Origin of the sequence: Micromonospora sp. NPDC002389 (genome assembly GCF_040296095.1) — a bacterium.
Classification (GTDB): domain Bacteria; phylum Actinomycetota; class Actinomycetes; order Mycobacteriales; family Micromonosporaceae; genus Micromonospora.
Genome location: NZ_JBEOWP010000010.1, coordinates 181,926 through 200,152 on the forward strand (window position 1 = coordinate 181,926; position 18,227 = coordinate 200,152).

Sequence of the window (18,227 nt, forward strand, 5' to 3'; positions counted from 1 at the left end):
ATCCGGTGGTGGGGAGGAACCGATGACACCTAAACCATGTACGGACGGCAGGTTGCGGCACCTGTCCGTGGATCTCAGCCTCATGGGCAGCGGAGACGGGATGAGCGGTTACACGTTGTGCTCGACTCCGGAGCGTCCCGTCGCGGGCGCGGATCAGGAGGCGATGGACACTCAGTACGACGAGTTCCGCACTGACACGTGGGTCGACATCTCCGCTCTGCCCCCGTGTGAGGAGTGCCTGCGGGTGGCAGAGCTGCTGGCCGACCCCGACATGGCGCCCTCGCTGCATCGGAGCCGCCATTTCGACTCGAAGTCCACCGGTCAAGGGATCCGGGACCTCCTGCACACAGACATCGTCACCGGAGCCACGCGCGATCGGCAAGCCGCCGTGCATCTGCTGACCTTCACCACGGTGCCGGACCAGCCCGGTTTCGGTGACCTCGTGGAGGAAATAGATTTGGTGTGGGGTGAGGCTGGCATCGTCTCGATGGGGCAGGTCAGAGACTGGGGGGCAGTCGTCGATTTCGCGGCAGCCGCCGACGTGCCGGATCGTGATCGGCAGATGATCGGCGTGGCCGCCGGTCTCGCCGGTGGGCCACCGGTCGGCCTCGAAGCCGCCGTCAACCTCGTCAAGGATCCGGAGGCGACCCAGCGGGTGATCGAGGCGATCGTGATCGCCGCAGGTCACGGCGACCGGTGGGAGCTGACCGAGAAACAGACCCCGAGCGCCCGCACCTGATCACTGTCTAGCCCGAGCCGAGATGCGCGCCGCCGCTCCCAGCCCCGGCTCGTCGCGCGCTGCTCCGTCCTCAAGATTCGCGTGACACGGAGGCTCGATGGCACGCCGGTACTGGCCATGAGCATCTCGGGCATGCTGGCCATGAAGGAGCAGTACCCGCACCTGCGCAACGGCCGACCATGGCGGCAGAAGGACATCGGCGACATCGGAGTACTCCGGCGGCTGCTGGCTTTCTCGGAGCCGACCGGTGGTCCTCTCTGAGCGGGTCCGAGCAGCACAACGACCCTCCTTTGGGGGCGTCCGCCGGCCGTCTGTTCAGAGCACGAGCGACAGGATTGCCGGGGTCACCAGCAGGGCGATGATGCCGACCCGGACCGGTCGGAGCACACGGGGCACGCAGGCCAACGCGACGGCTGCGTAGCACGTGCCCCAGATCGATGCGTAGACCGCGACTGGCGGCAATCCGGACGGGTCGATGGTCTGCTGATAGAGGCCGAGGGCGAAGCCTCCAGTGGCCAGTCCGCCGATCGTGACTGTCGGCGCCACCCAGGCCGGGCCGGTCAGCGCCAGCAGCACCCAGCTCACCACCACGATCGTCGGCAGCCCGACGACCAGGGTGAGATACAGCAGACCGATCGAGTCCTCGGCGGGCCGGTCCTGCTCATTCAGCGCTCGCCAGGTCGCGCCGATCGTGGTGCCGAACACCGCGCCGAGGAGCGCTGCGATCGCGACCCGCCAGGCCGAAGAGGTGGGCATGGGAGAACCTGCCAGAGGTGAGCGCCGCTGCCGAGGTCGGACCGGCTGATCGGAACGCGGATCGGACGTCGTTCCCCGGTCATCGTACGGTGCGGACCGGGAGGTGGGTTGTCCCCGCATGCGTCACGATGCCGACCGCGCTGCCGAACAGCAGGCCACCCACCGTCGCCCACTCCGAGCCGATGACCGTCTCCAGCAGGGCGTCGAGACCGAGACCGGCCGCGACGCCTGCCGCCAGGCCGGCGGCAAGGGCCCACCAGCGATGGCGTACCCCCTCCGCGTGCAGGTGGAGGACGGGCGACAGCGTGGCCAGGAGGATGGTTGTCGGCGGGTGGTAGGGGATCAGCAGCACCAGGGCGACACCGACGATCGCCCCGACGGCCAGGGCCGACAGGCCGACGGCGACCACGTAGTGCAGGTCGACCGGCTCGGGGCGGATGTCCGGTTGTCGTCGCCAGAACCGCCGCCAGTTGTCGGCGGGAGACCGCCCGGGTGCGTTCCGGGCGGTCTCCGTCGTCGGTGGCGGTTCGCTCATCCGATCTGTAGCGCCTGGTGCAGGCGACGGGCTTCGGTGACCAGCCGGCTGGATCCACCTCGGGCGGCCACCTCGGCGAGGCCGGGGACGTCGAGACGTACCCCGGTGGTGGTGGCGGTCTCGGTGGCCAGGGTCAGCATGTCGATGGTGCCGCGTGGGGTGGTCGGCGCGGAGAGCAGTGCGGGCAGCGTGGCGGCCAGCAGTCGCCACACGGTCAGCGGTGCGCCCGCCTGGGCGGCGTCGCGGAGGGGCTCGACGACCCGCGACAGTTTGACCCGTTCCCCGGTGGCCAGGGTGCCGAGCGCCGTGCCGGTTCCTCCTGCGTCGAGCTGGTCGGCGGCGGCGAGCGTGAGCAGGGCGTCCAGGGTGGCGACGCGGTCGGGCGCGTGCCGGGCGCCGAGGCCGTACGCCATCGCCAGGTCGAGGGCGATACCGCCGGGGCCGGTGGTCTCGGCGAGCAGCGGCAGCACCGCCGTGCCGTCCCGTTGGTCGATGTCGGCGGTGTTGGCGACGAGGGGGAGGACGGAGGCGGCGACGACGCCCCGGTGGCCGGGCAGCAGCGAGGGCCACAGGTTCACCCAGCCGGTGTGCTCCACGCCGATCGAGGACGGGTGCAGGGTGAGCAGCCCGTCGGGGTCGGCGTGGCCGTCGGGCGGGCTCAGCTCGACCAGCAGCCGCTCCGGCGGCATGTACGGGTGGTCCCAGTTGTACTGGCCCTTGCGCTTGCGGCGCAGGGTGCTCTGCCGCATCACCGGTTGTGGCAGTCCACCGTCGCGCAGCCAGGCGGCGAGGCGGTCACCGGCCGGAGTGCCCAACGCCGCCGCCTTTCCGGCGACCGCTTCGTCGGCGTCGGTCGGCAACCGCAGCAACGCCTGGGTCAGATCCCAGTGCCCGGGCGTACGGCCACCGAGCGCGGCGAGCCGTTCCACCAGGGCCAACGGGTCGACGGTGCCGTTGGCGGACGTGGGCAGGGACAACAGTCCGGTGTCGCCGCGGTCGGTGACGTGTGCGCCGATCTCGACGAGCCGGGCGCGCAGCAGCCGGTGCACCGGGGGCACCCGGGGATTCGTGCCGACCAGCTCCGGTGTCGAGGGTTCGCTGCGGCGGACCGCCGCGAGCAGCGCCTGCCATCGGGACCGGGGCTGGGTGGGCTGGTCGACTCCGGCGCTGGTGAACACGTCGACGAGCACCTGGCAGAGGCAGAGCGGATCGTACTGGTGCTCGTTGGCCCACGACCAGTGCCGACGTTCGATCACCGGGTCGAGGGCGGTGCGTACCTTGACGGCGTCGGTGGCGGTGAACCGGACCAGCCCGTCCAGGATCCGTTCCAGCGACGCGCCTTCGTAGCGGGTGCCGAGCAGCGCGGCGACCTCCTCGGCCAGCTCGTCGACGTCGGTGATCGGCTCGGGGGCCGGGGCGGGTGGCGTCGGGGCGGGCAGGTCGTCGCCGCGCGGGCCGGTGACCGCCGCGCCGAGGTCGGGTGGGACCGGCGCGACGCCGTGGCGAGTGGCCAGGGCGGTGGCGCGGTCGCGCAGCTCGACGGCGGGATGCTCGGCACCGAGCGCGATCACCTCGGCGATCTCGGTGGCCCGGTCGGGGTGCTGGCGGGCCAGCTTGTCGAGCCAGGTGAGCTGGGTGCGGACCAGCGCCTTGTCGGGCCGGGTGAGCACCTGGCGGGAGGCGTCGAGGACCGACTCCAACTCCAGGTCGGGCACCTGACGCAGCGCCTTCTGCGCCATGGTGGCGACCGGTGCGGGCGCGTCGGTGAGCAGGCGCAGGTGGTCGGTGGCGCGGGCGGCGATCTCGGCGGTGCTCAGCGCGAGCAGGCCGAGCAGGGTGGTGAAGGCGCGCAGCGCGGTGGGCCGGTCGCCCCGTAGCAGGCGGCCGAGCGCGCCGTCGACGAGTGCCGCCCGGTCGACCACCCCTTCGGCGGCGAGCTGGGTCAGCGCGGTCAGCAGGGCGTGCCGCTTCGGCTCGTCCCAGCTCTTCCAGTGCACGTCGAACATCATCTGGGTGCCGATGCCGTCCACCTCGAACAGCCGGGTCAGCATGGCCGGCAGGAACGGGTCGTCGCGGATCCGGTCCGCCACCGGGGTCGGGGCACCTCGGCGGCCCCGGTCCGGGAACTGCACGGCGCTCAGCCAAAGCTGCACCGAGCGGTCGTCGGTGGGCGGCGGTGACCCCTCGGCCTGCAACAACGCGGCGACGAACAGCCAGCCGTCGACCCAGGTTCGTTGGCCGAACCGCGCGGCCACCCGGTATGCCAGGTCACCGAGCCAGGTGACGCCGCGTTCCTCGGCGACGGCGAGGACGAGCCTTGCGGCCCGGGTGCCGTCCACCGGCACCGAGGCGCGCCCGATGATCGCGGCGGCCTGGGCGGCGGTCGGCAGGCAACCGACGACGGCGACCGCGAGCGCGGTGCCCGGCCCGGAGGTCCACCAGGTCTCCTTGTCCCGCTTCTTGAACCAGGCGGTCAGCTCCACACCGATCTCGCGGCGGCGCGGCTCGGGCAGCCCGACCAGCGCCTCCGCGACCTGCTCGGCGGAGCCGTTGCCGACCAGGTCGAACAGGTCACTGGTGCCGCCTTCGGCCAACTCCCGCCGACGTCGCGGCATGCTCTTGATGATGTCGACCTGCGTGGGACGCCTCACACCCGCTCCTCGACCCGGTTGGTGACCATCATCCGCGCGGCCAGGGCGTGCCGGCACGGCCCCCGTTGCCCCCGGTGCTTGGCCCACCAGGGGCAGGTGCAGGTGAGCGCGCCGTCGGCCAGCAGCCGGACCCGGTACACCTGGTCGCCGCTGCGGATGGTGGCCGACGCGCCGTCCACCTGCACCGCCCCGGCGTCGAGCAACGCCCGCGCGCCGACCAGCCGGGGGTTGTCACGCTCGGCCCGGCCCGCGTCGTACGGCATGACCCGGTGGAAGTACGCCGCCTCGGAGACGTCGTACCCGACGCGGCCGGCGGTGCCGAGCTGCGCCAACGCGCCCCGGACCCGGTCGGCGTCGATGCCCGCCTCACCGGCCAACCGGTCCACGTCGACGGTGGGGTCCCAGGACAGCAGCGCGGAGATCAGCTCGGCGTCGTCGACCACGTCGTCACCGGCCAGCGCGGTCAGCGCCGCGCCCTCGCCGGAGAAACCACGGTAGGGCTCGGGGGAGAGGGTCAGCGAGAGCCGCAGCGCCCCGGTGTCCAGCTCCCACACGCTGGGCAGCGGAGCGGAACCGGCCTGCACCGTCGGGCCGTACACGCGGAGGGTCTTCGCGAAGCGCAGCATCGGATGCAGCGCGACCAACCGGCTCGGCCCGGCCAGGCAGACCGCCCCGGGGACCGGACGCGAGGTCAACCGCAGCGACCGGCCGGCCGGCACCACCCACAGCACCGAGCGGCTGCCGCCCTTCGGCAGCCGCCGCAGGAACGTGGTGGCCTCGGCCGCCGACAGCTCCGCGCGGGGCTCGAAGCGGGCGGCGAGCACCTGCACCTCGGCGAAGCCACGCAGCCAACGCACCGGCAGCGGGACCTTCTTCTCGACCACCTCGCCGTCCATCGTCGACACGGTCAGGTCGTCGGGACCGACCGACAGGTGCAGCGGGTCCAGCCCGCCGACCCGGGACAGCGCCTCCCGCAGCGGCGTGTTGACGTCCACGTTGGTGGTGCCGTGCTCGATCACGTCACCGTCGAGACCCTCGGGCAGCGCGTCGAGGCGCGCGTACACGCCGCAGCAGCCGGAGAAGGACTCGAAGCGCAGCCGGTCGCGGCTGCCGGTGACCACCGGGTCGAGGCTGGCCGGGTCGACCGGCCGGTGGTAGCGGGTGCGGGCCACCTCGGCCACCGCCAGCAGGCCGACCGCCGCCGCCTGCGGCGTGGTCAGGAAGCCACGGAAGAAGCGGGGATTCGGGGTCGGCCCGCCGCTGGTCTGGAGGGCGAGCGCGCCGCCGCCGAGCGCGGAGGGGGCGAGATACCGGTACGTCTGCACTGCGTTCACGCCGTCGGACGGTAGAGCACGACTGCGACACGACTCGGCGCGCGCCGGTTTCGTCACCGGTGGACGGTACCGTCCGCCCATGTACACGACCCAGGTCACCGCGTACGTCGCGGCACCGCGTCCGGCGGTCTACCGGGCCCTGCTGGACCCCGACGCGGTCGCGGTGTGGCGGACGCCGGACGGCATGACCGGCCGGGTGCACCACTTCGAGGCCCGTGAGGGCGGCGCGTTCCGGGTGTCGTTGACCTACGACGCGGCCGACGCCACGGGCAAGACGGCGGCGCACACCGACACCTACCACGGCCACTTCCGTCGGTTGGTGCCGGACGAGGTGGTGGTGGAGGTCCTGGAGTTCGAGACCGACGATCCCGCGTTGCGCGGTGTCATGACGATGACCACCACGCTCACCGACGCCGACGGCGGCACCGACGTGCACGTGGTGCACGAGGGCGTGCCGGACGCCGTCCCGGCCGCCGACAACGAGACCGGCACCCGGATGGCGCTGGCGAACCTCGCCCGCCTCGTCGAGACGGGCGAGGACCACCGATAGCCGCAGCAGGACCGGGCCGCGCCGTAGCACCGGGCTGAGCGGAACCCGGCGACCACGCAGGACGGCCGGAGGACAACCCGGCCGCCGCGCACCTCGGCCGGGACCGGGCCGGCGGTCAGTGGACCGCGACGGCCAGCGGCTTCGCGTCGGGCTCCGGGGCGTCGAGCTGCGCCGGTCGCACCACGAGGTGCAGCACGACCAGCGCCGACGCCATGCCACCGGCCACCACCACGGCCATCGCCACCGCACCGTTGCCGAGCACCCCGACCATCGGTGCGGCCACCGCACCGACGCCGAACTGCACCGCGCCGAGCAGCGCGGAGGCGGTGCCGGCGGCTTCGCCGTGCCGGGTCAACGCCACGGCCGGGGCGTTCGGCAGGGCCAGGCCGGCGGCGGCGAGCACCACCCACAGCGCCGCGAGCAGCGCCGGCAGGCCACCGAGGCCGGTCGCGGCGAGGCCGAGCAGCACCAGACCGGCGACGGTGCCGACCAGCAGGGCGCTGGCCAGGATCCGTTGCGGCGAGTAGCGCCGCAGCAGGCGTACGTTGGCCTGGGTGGCCGCGATCAGACCGATCGCGCCCGCGCCGAAGGCGAACCCGAACTGCTGCTCGTCGAGGCCGTACTGCTCCTGGAGGACGAACGAGGAACCGCTGACGTAGGCGAAGATCGACGCCATCGCCAGCCCGGCCACGAGCACCAGCCCGACGAAGGGCCGGTCGCGCAGCAACGAACGGTAGAGGCGCGCGGTGGACACCACGCCGCCGCGCTGGCGGCGGGCCGGTGGCAACGTCTCCCGCAGACCGAAGACGGCGACCAGCATCAGCAGGACGCCGAAGACGGCGAGCGCGGCGAACACGCCCTGCCACCGGGTCCAGCGCAGCAGTTCGCTGCCGAGCGTCGGCGCGAGGACCGGCGCGGCCCCCATCACCAGCAGCAGGCGGGACAGCACCTGCGCGAAGGCCGTACCGCTGAACAGGTCGCGGACCACGGCCATGGCGATCACGGCGGCGGCTGCGGCGCCCAGGCCCTGGACGACCCGCAGCGCGCCGAGCACGGCGACGTTCGGGGCGAGCGCGCAGAGCACCGAGGCGACGATGTGCAGCGCGGTGCCGGCGATCAGCGGCTTGCGCCGACCGACGGCGTCGGAGAGCGGGCCGATCAGCAGTTGGCCCAGCGCGAGCCCCACCAGCGTGCCGGTGAGGGTCAACTGGACCGCCGCCGAGCTGGTGGCGAAGTCCTCGGCGATGGCCGGCAGCGCCGGAAGGTACATGTCGATGGTGAGCGGCCCCACCGCGATCAGGGAGCCGAGGACGAGGATGAGCCGTACGCGTTGCCGGGGGCTCATCAGGTCGCCCGGCATCAGCGCGCCCGGCGGCGGGGCGCTCATCGGAGGATCTCCGGCCGGTCCGGACGCTGAGCAGGCAGTGGTGCGACGGTCATATCTGGCTCCAACCCGCAACCGGCGAGCTGATTCCCGGTCGACGTATTGGTAACGCAGCTCACAGCCGGTCGGGCGCGGGTGACCGCCCCGTCGTCGGGTGCGGGCGGACCGTCGGGTGGACGGCCCGCCCGACCGTCACGACAACCCGATCAGCGACCGGTGGACCTGCTGCTGGGAACCCTGCACGAAGAGGTGCACCTGACCGCCGTACAGGGTGGTGCCGGGCGCCGAGGCCAGGTCGACCGGGCCGGTCGCCGCCGACCAGCCCGACCAGGTGCCGGTGTTCAGCGTGTACGCGGCGGTGCGGACCGTGCCGCTGTCGGCGTCGCTGACGTACAGGCGCAGGTCACCGCCGTACACCTGGGCGGCCGGGCCCGACGGGGCACCCGCCGAGCCGGGCACCGTGGACCAGCTCGTCCAGGTGTCGGTGGACAGGTCGTACCGGACAGTGCGCAGGTTGCCGGCCGGGCCACGGACGAACACCCACAGCCAGCCCCCGTAGACCGCGGTGGCCGGCGCGGAGGTCGCGCCCTGCAGACCCGCCGGCGTCGACCAGGCCGACCAGGTGTCGGTGGAGAGGTCGTACCGGGTGGTGCGCAGGGTGCCCGCCGTTCCCCGGACGAAAAGGTGCAGGTATCCGCCGTACACCGCGACGGCCGGCTCCGACGTGACGGCGCCCGACCCGGGCACCGTCGACCAGGCCGACCAGCTCGCGGTCGTCAGCGAGTACCGGGAGGTCCGGATGGTGCCCGCCGGTCCCCGGACGAAGAGGTGCAGGTCACCGCCGTAGAGGATGACCGCCGGTGCGGAGGCCGCCCGGGCCGGGCCCGGCACGGTCCGCCAGCCCGACCATGCCTCGGTCTCCAGGGAGTACCGGTTGTGCACCACGCTGTCGCCGGGGCCCTCGGCGACCAGGTGCACCTCCCCGCCGTAGACGGTGGCCGCCGGCCGGGACAGCACCGGGGTGGTGCCGGGCACGGTCGTCCAGCCCGGGGGTGACGATGGCTGTGCCGGGGCGGCGCCGGCCGGTGCGGCGGACAGCACCGTGCCGACGAGGGTGAGGGCAAGCAGGCGGCTGACCAGCCGCACGCGGCGCATCGATGACATGGCGGACTCCAAGATGGACGGTGGTCGAAGCATACTGCCCTCAGGCGGCTCGGATGAGGTCTGCGGCGCGCCACGCCAGTGCCATCACCGGCGCGTTGAGATAGCCGCTGACCAGGGTCGGCAGCACCGAGGCGTCGACCACGCGCAGACCCGTCACACCCCGGACCCGCAGCTGCGGGTCCACCACGAAGTCGTCGCCGGGACCCATCGCGCAGGTGCCGACCGCGTGGTACCCGCAGTACCCGAGCGCCAGCCCCGCCTGGATGATCTCGTCGTCCTCGCGGACCGCCGGGCCGGGCAGCGTCTCCACCGAGACCCGCTTGGCGATCGGGCCGGTGGCGAAGAGTTCCCGGGCCCGCCGGAAGGCGTCGACCGCCACCCGCCGGTCGTGCGCCGCGTCGAAGTAGCCGGCGACGATCCGGGGCGGTGCCTCCGGGTCGGCGGAGGTGATGGCGAGGCTGCCCTCGCTCTCCGGCCGGGTCACCGTGACCTGCGCCATCAGCCCCGACTCGGCCTCCAGCTCCAACGCGCGTCCGGGCCGCCGGGGCGCCGCCGAGAAGGGCGCGACGAGCAACTGCGCGTCCGGGTGCCGGGCGGTGGGCGTGGAGCGGAGGTACGCGCCGACGTCGTACACCGGCAGGGCCAGCGGACCTCGCCGGGTCAGCAGGTAGCGCAGCAGCTCCCGGCCCTGCCTGAGCGGCCCGCTCAGGCGTGGGTTGTAGCCGACCCGGCCGGTCAGCCGGAACTGGATCGGGGTGGTCCGGTGCTCCCGCATCCCGGCACCGACCCGGGGCCGGTCGAGCAGCACGTCGACCCCGGCCCGGCGCAGCGTGTCGGCCGGGCCGATCCCGGAGACCTGCAACAGGTGCGGGGTGGCGATCGCCCCGGCGGCGAGGACCACCTCCGCCCGGGCCCGGAACTCGACCGGCTGCCCGCCCCGGTGCGCGTGCACCCCGACCGCGCGACCGTTCTCCACGAGGACGCGACGGACCACCGTGTTCACCGCGACGTGCAGGTTGGGCCGGTGCCGGACCGGGTGCAGGAAGGCGTCGGCGGCACTGCTGCGGCGGCCGTCGCGGATGGTGGCCATCAGGTAGCCGATCCGCTCGTCGTCACCGGCGTTCAGGTCGTCCGTCCGGCGCCAGCCGAGTTCCTCCCCGGCCGCGATGGTCTCCTCGCAGACCTCGTCGGTGCCGGTGGCGGTGGACAGTCGCAACGGCCCGCCGACACCACGGACGTCCGAGGCGCCCAGCGGGTTGTCCTCCAGCCGCTTGAAGATCGGCAGCATGGTGTCCCAGCCCCAGCCGGGGTTGCCGAGGCGCTCCAACTCGTCGTAGTCGAGCCGGTCGCCACGGGCGTACACCATGCCGTTGATCGAGCTGGAGCCGCCGACGAGGCGTCCGCGCTGCCAGACCTCCCGCCCGCCGGAGGGCACCTCGGCGGGGTAGTGCCACGCGGTGCGCCGGTCGTCCATCAGCTTGCTGAAGCCCTTGGGGATGCGGACCCACGGGCTGCCGTCCCAGCCGCCGGCCTCGATCACCAGCACCCGGACGCCGGGGTCCTCGGTCAGGCGGTTGGCCAGCACGCAGCCGGCCGAACCCGCGCCGACCACCACGTAGTCGTACTCCGTCATGGGAATCCTCCGGTTCGGCGGCCCGGCAGCGGACTTACCGTATTGCCTCGGTCACGCAAAGGGAAGAAGTTGTCGATACGTACGCGATTTCCGTACGCAGAGTGATCATGCATCGTGGTGAAACCACCGTCGTGGGCCAGGCGTCATGAGGCTGTACGGACCGACACCCGGACCGGTCGGACGGGCTCGGGGCGGTAGCCGGAAGGTGGGAGGCCATGATGGTGACGGGTAGGTGGCTCGCCGGTACGGGCCTGGTGGCGCTGGTCGCCGCCGCAGTGGGGGTGTACGGGGTGGCGTCGGCGTCGGAGAGTGCGCCACCGGCGGTCGCGCCGCTGTCGATGGCCGCGCCGGTCGTCGCGGCGACGTCCCAGCCGACGCCGAAGCCGGCGGTGGAGCCGGTACTCTCCGGCACGCGCCGGGTCACGATCGTCCGGGTCGGCGCGTTCGAGTCCGGGCTGTCGTTGCTCGACGGCGGGCGGCTGGCCGAGGTGGACGACGACCAGGGGCGGCAGGTGTTCGTGCCGACCCCGCTGGGCGGGCAGGAGTTCCTCATCAAGTCGTACTACGGCGGCGGCACCGGGCGGCCGGTCTGCTGGCAGGCGCACAACCCGGGCAACACCCGACCGCTGGTGGTGCGGGGCGCCACCTGCCGGGCCGGTGACCCGCTCCAGCGGTTCGTCGTCACCAGGGCGCAGGGCGGCGGCGCCCGCGAGTTCGTCATCAGCAACAGGTGGGCCTACCTGCGGACCACCGCGCGCAACGGGCTGATCCTGGAGGAGCTGGGCGACGCGTCGCCGTTCGACAGCTTCCGGTTCAACGACACCGGGCCCGCGCCTCGGCAGGGCTGACGTTCGGCGGGGATGCGGCATGACCAGGAGCGACCGGATCGGCTGGAGACCGTGATCGATGCGCGACGCTGACGAGTTCGACGCCTTCTACGCCGCGTCGGCCCAGCGGGTGCTGGGCCACCTCTACGCCATGATCGGCCGTCGGGCCGAGGCGGAGGACGCGGTGGCGGAGGCGTACGCCCGGGCCTGGGACCGGTGGGCGACCGTCCGCGAGTGCGACAGCCCGGAGGCGTGGGTGCGCAGCGTCGCGTACCGGGTGGCGGTGAGCGCCTGGCGCAAGGCGGTCAACCGGCTCACCGCCCACCGGCGTCAGGCCGCCGAGGAACACGTCGAGGGCAGCTCGGTCGACCACGTCGCGATCGTGGCCGCGCTGCGCCGCATCCCCGCAGAACAGCGCCGGGTGGTGGTCCTGCACCATCTGGTGGGCCTCAGCGTGGCGGAGATCGCCACCGAGGCGGGCACCAACGTGAACACCGTCAAGACGCGGCTCGCCCGGGGGCGACGCGCCCTCGCCGCCCATCTGGGCGACGACGAGCGCCAGGTCACCAGCGGAGGGAGGGGACATGACCGCTGACCGCGAGCTGGACGACGCCCTGCGCGGGTTGGCCCGGCACGGCGGGCAGGGCCGGGTCCACGCCGCCGCCGAGATCCGGCGTCGGGGGGACACCCGCCGTCGCCGTCGACACGTCGCAACCGTCACGGTCGGAGTCCTCCTGGTCGCCGCGCTCGGTGCCGGCACCGCCGCCATCCGCCTCGCCGGGCCGCCGCACACCATCCCGGTCGGGCCGGCCGGACCGACCCCGGTCCCGGCCACCGACCCACCCGAGGTCACGCCGGGTCCCGCCGTGATCGATCCCCCCACCGGCTCGTCGAGTCCGCCCACCGCGCCGTCCCGCCCCGGCCCGGACGGCACCCGGCCGTCCGTCACGGACCCGTCCAGCCCCGCCTCGGGCACCTCCGGGTCGCCCTCGGCGGGTGGCGGCGGGGTGCTGTCCGGGCAGCGCCAGGCCACCGTCGTCCGGGTCGACGGGATCGGCGGGGTGTCGCTGCGCGACGAGGGCGGTCTCGGTGAGGTCGACGGGGACGAGGGCCACCAACTGTTCGTCTTCGTGCCGCAGGGCGGCGACACCTATCTGGTCCGGGTCGCCGGGGCGGGCGACACCTGCTGGGAGTCGCGCTCCTCGGGCAGTTCGCCGTTGCGGGTGGTGGGTGCCGCCTGTGACCCGGACGCGCCGAGGCAGCGGTTCTCGATCGTGCGGGACGGCGAGCGGGGCGGCGCGCCCACGTACGCGATCAGCAACCACTCGGCGTTCCTCCAGCACTCGCCGACCCGGGGGCTGATCCTCGAAGAACTGGGCGACGCGTCGTTGACCACCTACTTCCGGCTGGTCGACAACGGGGCCGCGCCGGACTGACGAGGCGACGCCCGACCGGGCGCACCGGGTGCTGATCGGGCAACCCGGGGCGTCAAACGGGCGGTCGTTCTGCGCGGTAAGGGGCTGATGCCCGTTATGCGCTGCCCGTTCGGGCTGGCTTACGGGCAACAAACCCACCAGAATCACCCGCATGTGACCGGAGTCACCTCACCGTCCACGGTGGTACAAAAAGACACACACGCCGACGGGAGGTGCACAGTGGACGCGAACCAGCGCCGCCACCACATCCTCGCCGTCGCGCGCCGGCAGGGCGACGTGGACGTCCGTCACCTCGCCGCCGAGCTGAGCGTCGCGCCGGAGACCATCCGTCGCGACCTGAGCCTGCTGGCGCAGCAGGGCCTGGTCCGCCGGACACACGGCGGCGCCTACCCGATGGAGACCGCCCGCTTCGAGACGACCCTGGAGACCCGGGCCACCCGGATGGTCGTGGAGAAGCGGCGGATCGCCACCGCAGCCGTGGAACATCTCGGCGACGCAGAGTCGATCTTCATCGACGAGGGGTACACCCCGCAGCTCATCGCCGAGGCGCTGCCCACCCACCGGCAACTGACCGTGGTCACCGCCTCGCTGCACACCGCGGCGACACTGGCCGCGTACCCGTCGGTCACGGTGCTGTTGCTCGGCGGCCGGGTGCGCGGACGCACGCTGGCCACCGTCGACCACTGGGCCACCCGGATGCTCGCCGGCTTCGTCATCGACCTGGCCTACGTCGGGGCCAACGGCATCTCCCGCAAGCACGGGCTGACCACACCAGACCCGGCCGTGGCCGCCGTGAAGGCCCAGGTGATGTCGGTGGCCCGGCGGGTGGTGTTCGCCGGGGTGCACACCAAGTTCGGCGGGCACAGCTTCTGCCGGTTCGCCGACGTGGCGGACCTGGACACCGTCGTCACGGACACCGCGCTGCCGGCCTCCGAGGCGCACCGCTACTCACTGCTCGGCCCGGTGGTGCTGCGCGTCTGAGCGCCGGCCGATCGTCCCCTCACCCTCACCTCACCACCACTTCCGGAGGTTCGCTGTGCCCAGAACACGATCTCCGCGCCGATGGCGCGGCACGCTCGCCGTCGGCCTCGCCGTCGCGCTGGTCTCGACCGCCTGCTCCGGAGCCGGCGGCGGATCGTCCGGCGACGGCACGGCCATCACCGTGCTGATGGTCGGCAACCCGCAGATGGAGGACCTGGCCAAGGTCACCGCCGAGAACTTCACCAAGGACACCGGGATCACCGTCCGGTTCACCATCCTGCCCGAGAACGAGCTGCGTGACCGGGTCACCCAGGACGTGGCCACCCAGGGCGGCCAGTACGACGTGGCCACCATCGGCGCGTACGAGGCGCCCATCTGGGCGCAGAACGACTGGCTGCACGAACTCAGCTCGTACGCCGACGGGGACACCGGCTACGACAAGGGCGACCTGCTCGAACCGATGGTCGCCTCGCTCTCCGGCCAGGACGGCAAGCTCTACGCCGCGCCGTTCTACGGCGAGTCGTCGTTCCTGATGTACAACAAGGAACTCTTCGCGGCCAAGAACATCACCATGCCGGAGCGCCCGACCTGGCAGCAGGTCGCCGGGTTCGCCGCCCAGCTCGACGACAAAGATGCCGGAATCTCCGGCATCTGCCTGCGCGGGCTGCCCGGCTGGGGTGAGCTGTTCGCGCCGCTGACCACCGTGGTGAACACGTTCGGCGGCACCTGGTTCGAGAAGGACTGGACGCCGAAGGTCAACGCGCCGGAGTTCACCGAGGCGACGAAGTTCTACGTCGACCTGCTCCGCGCGCACGGTCAGCCGGGCGCCCCGCAGTCCGGGTTCACCGAGTGCCTGAACACGTTCGGCCAGGGCAAGGCGGCCATGTGGTACGACGCCACCTCCGCCGCCGGCACCCTGGAGGACCCCAACTCCAGCACCGTGGCCGGCAAGGTCGGCTACGTGTACGCGCCGGTCGAGAAGACCGACTCGTCCGGCTGGCTGTGGGCCTGGGCGCTGGCCATGCCGAAGACCACCAAGAACGCCGACGCCGCCTGGAAGTTCATCTCCTGGGCGACCGGCAAGGAGTACGAGCGGCTGATCGGCGGCTCGCTCGGCTGGTCCCGGGTGCCGGCCGGCAAACGCCAGTCCACCTACGAGATCGCCGAGTACCGCGAATCCGCGAGCGCCTTCGCCGACATCACGCTGAAGTCCATCCAGGAGGCCGACCCGGTCGACCCGGGCGTGCAGCCCCGGCCCGCGCTCGGGGTGCAGTTCGTCGGCATCCCCGAGTTCGCCGACCTCGGCACCAAGGTCTCCCAGGAGGTATCGGCGGCGATCGCCGGCCAGAGCACCGTCGAACGGGCGCTCGCCGACGGCCAGCGGTTGGCCGAGGAAGCCGCCAGCAAACACCGGTAGCCGCGCGTCGGGGCCGGTCGACCGGCCGGCCCCGACCCTGCCCTGTGAGGCGGATCGATGACCACGACCACCACCACCGGCCCGGACGCGAGCACGCGTCCCGCCGTACGTCCCACCCGGCCGGACCGCAAGCAGCGCTGGGCCCGCCGCGCCCCGCTGCTGCCCGCGCTGGTCTTCGCCATCGTGGTGACCCAGCTCCCGTTCCTGTTCACCCTCTACCTGTCCACCCAGAGCTGGAACGCGTTGCGTCCGGGCAGCCAGGAGTTCATCGGGCTGGCCAACTACGCGACCGTGCTCAGCGACGCGCGGCTGCGGGCCGCCCTGGTCAACACCGTGGTGCTCACCGCCTCGTCGGTGATCGTCTCGGTGCTGCTCGGCCTCGGCCTGGCCCTCCTGCTGGACCGGAAGTTCCCCGGCCGTGGCATCGTGCGGACGCTGCTCATCACCCCGTTCCTGGTGATGCCGATGGCGGCGGCGCTGCTCTGGAAGCACGCCATCTACAACCCGTCGTACGGCCTGATCAACGGCATCTTCGGCGGCAGCACCGACTGGGTGTCGCAGTATCCGATGGTGGCCGTGGTCGCCTCGCTGGTCTGGCAGTGGACCCCGTTCATGATGCTGATCATCCTGGCCGGGTTGCAGGGCCAGTCCCTGGAGACGCTGGAGGCCGCCCGGGTCGACGGCGCCGGACCGTGGCAGACCTTCACCCGGATCACGCTGCCCTACCTGCGGCCCTACCTGGAACTCGGTGCCCTGCTCGGCGCGATCTATCTGGTGCAGACGTTCGACGCGGTCTTCACCATCACCCAGGGTGGCCCCGGGCGGGCCACCACCAACCTGCCGTACGAGATCTACCTGACCACCTTCCGCAAGTTCGAGTACGGCGAGGCCGCCGCGGCCGGTGTGGTGGTGGTGATCGGCACGATCGTCGTCGCCACCTTCGCGCTGCGGCTGCTCTCCAGCCTGTTCCGGATGGAGGACGCGCGATGACGCGTACCGCTGCCCCGGTCCGGCGTGGCCCGGGCTTCACCGGCGCGGTCTGGACCGTGCTGGCCTGGCTCGCCGGACTGTTGTTCTTCCTGCCGGTGGCATGGATGGTGCTGACCGGCTTCAAACGCGAGGTGGACGCCGCCAGCAACCCGCCGACCTGGTTCTTCACCCCGGTGCTCGACGGCTACCGGCAGGTCTTCGACCGGGACCTGATGCCGTACCTGCTCAACTCGTTGATGGCCAGCGTGATGTCGACGCTGCTGGTGCTGCTGCTGGCCACCCCGGCCGCGTACGCGCTGTCCATCCGGCCGGTCGCCAAGTGGCGCGACGTGCTGTTCTTCTTCATCAGCACCAAGATGCTGCCGGTGGTCGCCGCGCTGCTGCCGATCTACCTGCTGGTGCAGAACCTCGGCATGCTGGACAACGTCTGGACCCTGGTCGTGCTCTACACGGCGATGAACCTGCCGCTGGCGGTCTGGATGATGCGGTCGTTCATGCTGGAGGTGCCGACCGCCCTGATCGAGGCGGCGGCGATGGACGGCGCCAGCCTGCTGGTCACCATCCGACGGATCCTGTTGCCGATCGTCGCGCCCGGCCTGGCCGCCACCGCGCTGATCTGCTTCATCTTCAGCTGGAACGAGTTCTTCCTCGCGGTCAACCTCACCGCCACCAGGGCCGGCACCTCGCCGATCTTCCTGGTCGGCTTCGTCACCTCCGAAGGGCTGTTCCTGGCCCGGCTCTGCGCGGCAGCGACGATCGTGTCGTTGCCGGTCGTGCTGGCCGGCTGGATCGCCCAGAAACAACTCGTCCGAGGACTCTCCATGGGGGCGGTCAAGTGAAGGCAGCAGTCATCGTCACGCCGGGTCAGATCAGCGTCGAGTCCGTACCGGACCCCACGCCCGGCCCCCGGGACGTGGTCGTCGAGGTGGCCGGCAGCGGGATCTGCGGCACCGACCTGCACATCATGGACGGCGAGTTCGCGCCCGCGTACCCGATCGTGCCGGGTCACGAGTTCGCCGGCACGGTGGTCGCGGTCGGCGGCGACGTCACCGAGGTCCGGGTCGGCGACCCGGTCGCGGTGGACCCGTCGCTGCACTGCGGCGAGTGCTACCAGTGCCGGCGCGCCCGAGGCAACCTCTGCGAACGGTGGAACGCCATCGGGGTGACCGTCGCCGGGGGCGCGGCCGACTACGCCCTCGCCCCGGTCCGCAACTGCGTGGTGCTGCCCGAGGGCGTCGCACCGGCCGACGCGGCCCTGATCGAGCCGCTGTCCTGCGCGGTACGCGGCTTCGACGTGCTGCCCCGGCGGCTCGCCGACCACTACCTGATCTATGGCGCAGGCACGATGGGCCTGATGATGCTCGAACTCGCCAAACGGTGCGGCGCGGCCACGGTCAGCGTGGTCGACCCGAATCCCGACCGCCTCGCCACCGCCGTCGCGCTGGGCTGTTCGGCGAGCGCGGCGGGCGCGGACGAGCTGGACCGGCCGCGCGGCTGGGACGTGGTGATCGACTGCACCGGCGTGCAGGCGGCGATCGAAGACGGCCTGGGCCGGGTCGCCCCCGCCGGCACGTTCCTCCAGTTCGGTGTCTCCGAGTACGCCACTCGGGTGCCGGTCGAGCCCTACCGCATCTACAACAAGGAGATCACCGTCACCGGCTCGATGGCGGTGCTGCACAGCTTCGAACGCGCCGCCGAACTCTTCGCCGTCGGGGTCCTGGACCCGGCCGTCTTCATCAGCCACCGGTTCCCGCTGGAGAAGTACGCCGACGCGATGGCGCAGTTCCGGGCCGGTGTCGGTCGCAAGATCCAGATCGCCGCCGCGTGAAA

Annotated in this window: 18 protein-coding genes; 11 read left to right on the forward strand and 7 right to left on the reverse strand. The window is 72.4% G+C overall.

Annotation, left to right across the window (positions count from 1 at the left end; all coding sequences use genetic code 11):
- Positions 1-100: 100 nt before the first annotated feature.
- Both ABT008_RS20520 and ABT008_RS20525 read left to right on the forward strand, forming a co-directional pair.
- A complete protein-coding gene (locus tag ABT008_RS20520) occupies positions 101-739 on the forward strand; it encodes a hypothetical protein (RefSeq protein ID WP_350697825.1) in 639 nt (212 codons plus the stop codon).
- A 117-nt stretch (positions 740-856) separates the two neighbouring features.
- Complete coding sequence (locus ABT008_RS20525; protein WP_350697826.1) at positions 857-1,000, forward strand: hypothetical protein; 144 nt, start codon at positions 857-859, stop codon at positions 998-1,000.
- 54 nt (positions 1,001-1,054) lie between these two features.
- Here ABT008_RS20525 and ABT008_RS20530 read toward each other — a convergent pair whose 3' ends face one another.
- The 4 genes from ABT008_RS20530 to ABT008_RS20545 form a co-directional block, all read right to left on the reverse strand.
- Entirely contained in the window at positions 1,055-1,495 is a 441-nt protein-coding gene (locus ABT008_RS20530) for a hypothetical protein (protein WP_350697827.1), read from the reverse strand.
- Between the two features lie 79 nt (positions 1,496-1,574).
- Positions 1,575-2,030: a hypothetical protein gene (locus ABT008_RS20535; RefSeq protein ID WP_350697828.1), complete on the reverse strand. Its 456-nt coding sequence runs from the start codon at positions 2,028-2,030 to the stop codon at positions 1,575-1,577.
- Positions 2,027-4,681 (reverse strand): DUF6493 family protein, encoded by a 2,655-nt coding sequence (locus tag ABT008_RS20540; RefSeq protein ID WP_350697829.1) that lies wholly within the window; start codon positions 4,679-4,681, stop codon positions 2,027-2,029. The genes ABT008_RS20535 and ABT008_RS20540 overlap by 4 nt, the downstream gene beginning before the upstream one ends.
- Positions 4,678-6,015 carry an SWIM zinc finger family protein gene (locus ABT008_RS20545; protein ID WP_350697830.1) on the reverse strand — a complete coding sequence of 446 codons (1,338 nt, stop codon included), beginning with the start codon at positions 6,013-6,015 and terminating at the stop codon, positions 4,678-4,680. Before ABT008_RS20545 ends, ABT008_RS20540 begins: the two co-directional genes overlap by 4 nt.
- Before the next feature lie 79 nt (positions 6,016-6,094).
- Between ABT008_RS20545 and ABT008_RS20550 the strand changes: the two genes are divergently transcribed.
- Positions 6,095-6,565, forward strand: a complete 471-nt coding sequence (locus ABT008_RS20550) for an SRPBCC domain-containing protein (protein ID WP_350697831.1) — start codon at positions 6,095-6,097, stop codon at positions 6,563-6,565.
- Positions 6,566-6,680: 115 nt separating this feature from the next.
- On the opposite strand, the gene ABT008_RS20555 is transcribed toward ABT008_RS20550, so the two are convergent.
- The 3 genes from ABT008_RS20555 to ABT008_RS20565 all read right to left on the reverse strand — a co-directional run bounded on the left by ABT008_RS20555 (position 6,681) and on the right by ABT008_RS20565 (position 10,746).
- Positions 6,681-7,952, reverse strand: coding sequence for a multidrug effflux MFS transporter (locus ABT008_RS20555; RefSeq protein ID WP_350697832.1), 1,272 nt, complete (start codon positions 7,950-7,952; stop codon positions 6,681-6,683).
- A 189-nt stretch (positions 7,953-8,141) separates the two neighbouring features.
- On the reverse strand, positions 8,142-9,113 hold the full coding sequence (locus ABT008_RS20560) for a DUF8189 domain-containing protein (RefSeq protein ID WP_350697833.1): 972 nt from the start codon (positions 9,111-9,113) through the stop codon (positions 8,142-8,144).
- Between the two features lie 40 nt (positions 9,114-9,153).
- On the reverse strand, positions 9,154-10,746 hold the full coding sequence (locus tag ABT008_RS20565) for a GMC family oxidoreductase (RefSeq protein WP_350697834.1): 1,593 nt from the start codon (positions 10,744-10,746) through the stop codon (positions 9,154-9,156).
- 215 nt (positions 10,747-10,961) lie between these two features.
- On the opposite strand from ABT008_RS20565, the gene ABT008_RS20570 reads away from it, so the two are divergent.
- From ABT008_RS20570 to ABT008_RS20605, 8 genes are all read left to right on the forward strand, one after another.
- Positions 10,962-11,594, forward strand: a complete 633-nt coding sequence (locus tag ABT008_RS20570; RefSeq protein ID WP_350697835.1) for a hypothetical protein — start codon at positions 10,962-10,964, stop codon at positions 11,592-11,594.
- A gap of 58 nt (positions 11,595-11,652) precedes the next feature.
- Entirely contained in the window at positions 11,653-12,168 is a 516-nt protein-coding gene (locus ABT008_RS20575; protein ID WP_350697836.1) for a sigma-70 family RNA polymerase sigma factor, read from the forward strand.
- Positions 12,158-13,009, forward strand: coding sequence for a hypothetical protein (locus ABT008_RS20580; RefSeq protein ID WP_350697837.1), 852 nt, complete (start codon positions 12,158-12,160; stop codon positions 13,007-13,009). Before ABT008_RS20575 ends, ABT008_RS20580 begins: the two co-directional genes overlap by 11 nt.
- A 219-nt stretch (positions 13,010-13,228) precedes the next feature.
- Positions 13,229-13,990: a DeoR/GlpR family DNA-binding transcription regulator gene (locus ABT008_RS20585; RefSeq protein ID WP_350697838.1), complete on the forward strand. Its 762-nt coding sequence runs from the start codon at positions 13,229-13,231 to the stop codon at positions 13,988-13,990.
- A 55-nt stretch (positions 13,991-14,045) separates the two neighbouring features.
- Entirely contained in the window at positions 14,046-15,407 is a 1,362-nt protein-coding gene (locus ABT008_RS20590; protein WP_350697839.1) for an ABC transporter substrate-binding protein, read from the forward strand.
- Positions 15,408-15,464: 57 nt separating this feature from the next.
- Positions 15,465-16,397 carry a carbohydrate ABC transporter permease gene (locus ABT008_RS20595; protein WP_350697840.1) on the forward strand — a complete coding sequence of 311 codons (933 nt, stop codon included), beginning with the start codon at positions 15,465-15,467 and terminating at the stop codon, positions 16,395-16,397.
- Positions 16,394-17,236, forward strand: a complete 843-nt coding sequence (locus ABT008_RS20600) for a carbohydrate ABC transporter permease (RefSeq protein ID WP_350697841.1) — start codon at positions 16,394-16,396, stop codon at positions 17,234-17,236. Before ABT008_RS20595 ends, ABT008_RS20600 begins: the two co-directional genes overlap by 4 nt.
- Positions 17,233-18,225, forward strand: coding sequence for a zinc-dependent alcohol dehydrogenase family protein (locus ABT008_RS20605; protein ID WP_350697842.1), 993 nt, complete (start codon positions 17,233-17,235; stop codon positions 18,223-18,225). The genes ABT008_RS20600 and ABT008_RS20605 overlap by 4 nt, the downstream gene beginning before the upstream one ends.
- Positions 18,226-18,227: the final 2 nt, after the last annotated feature.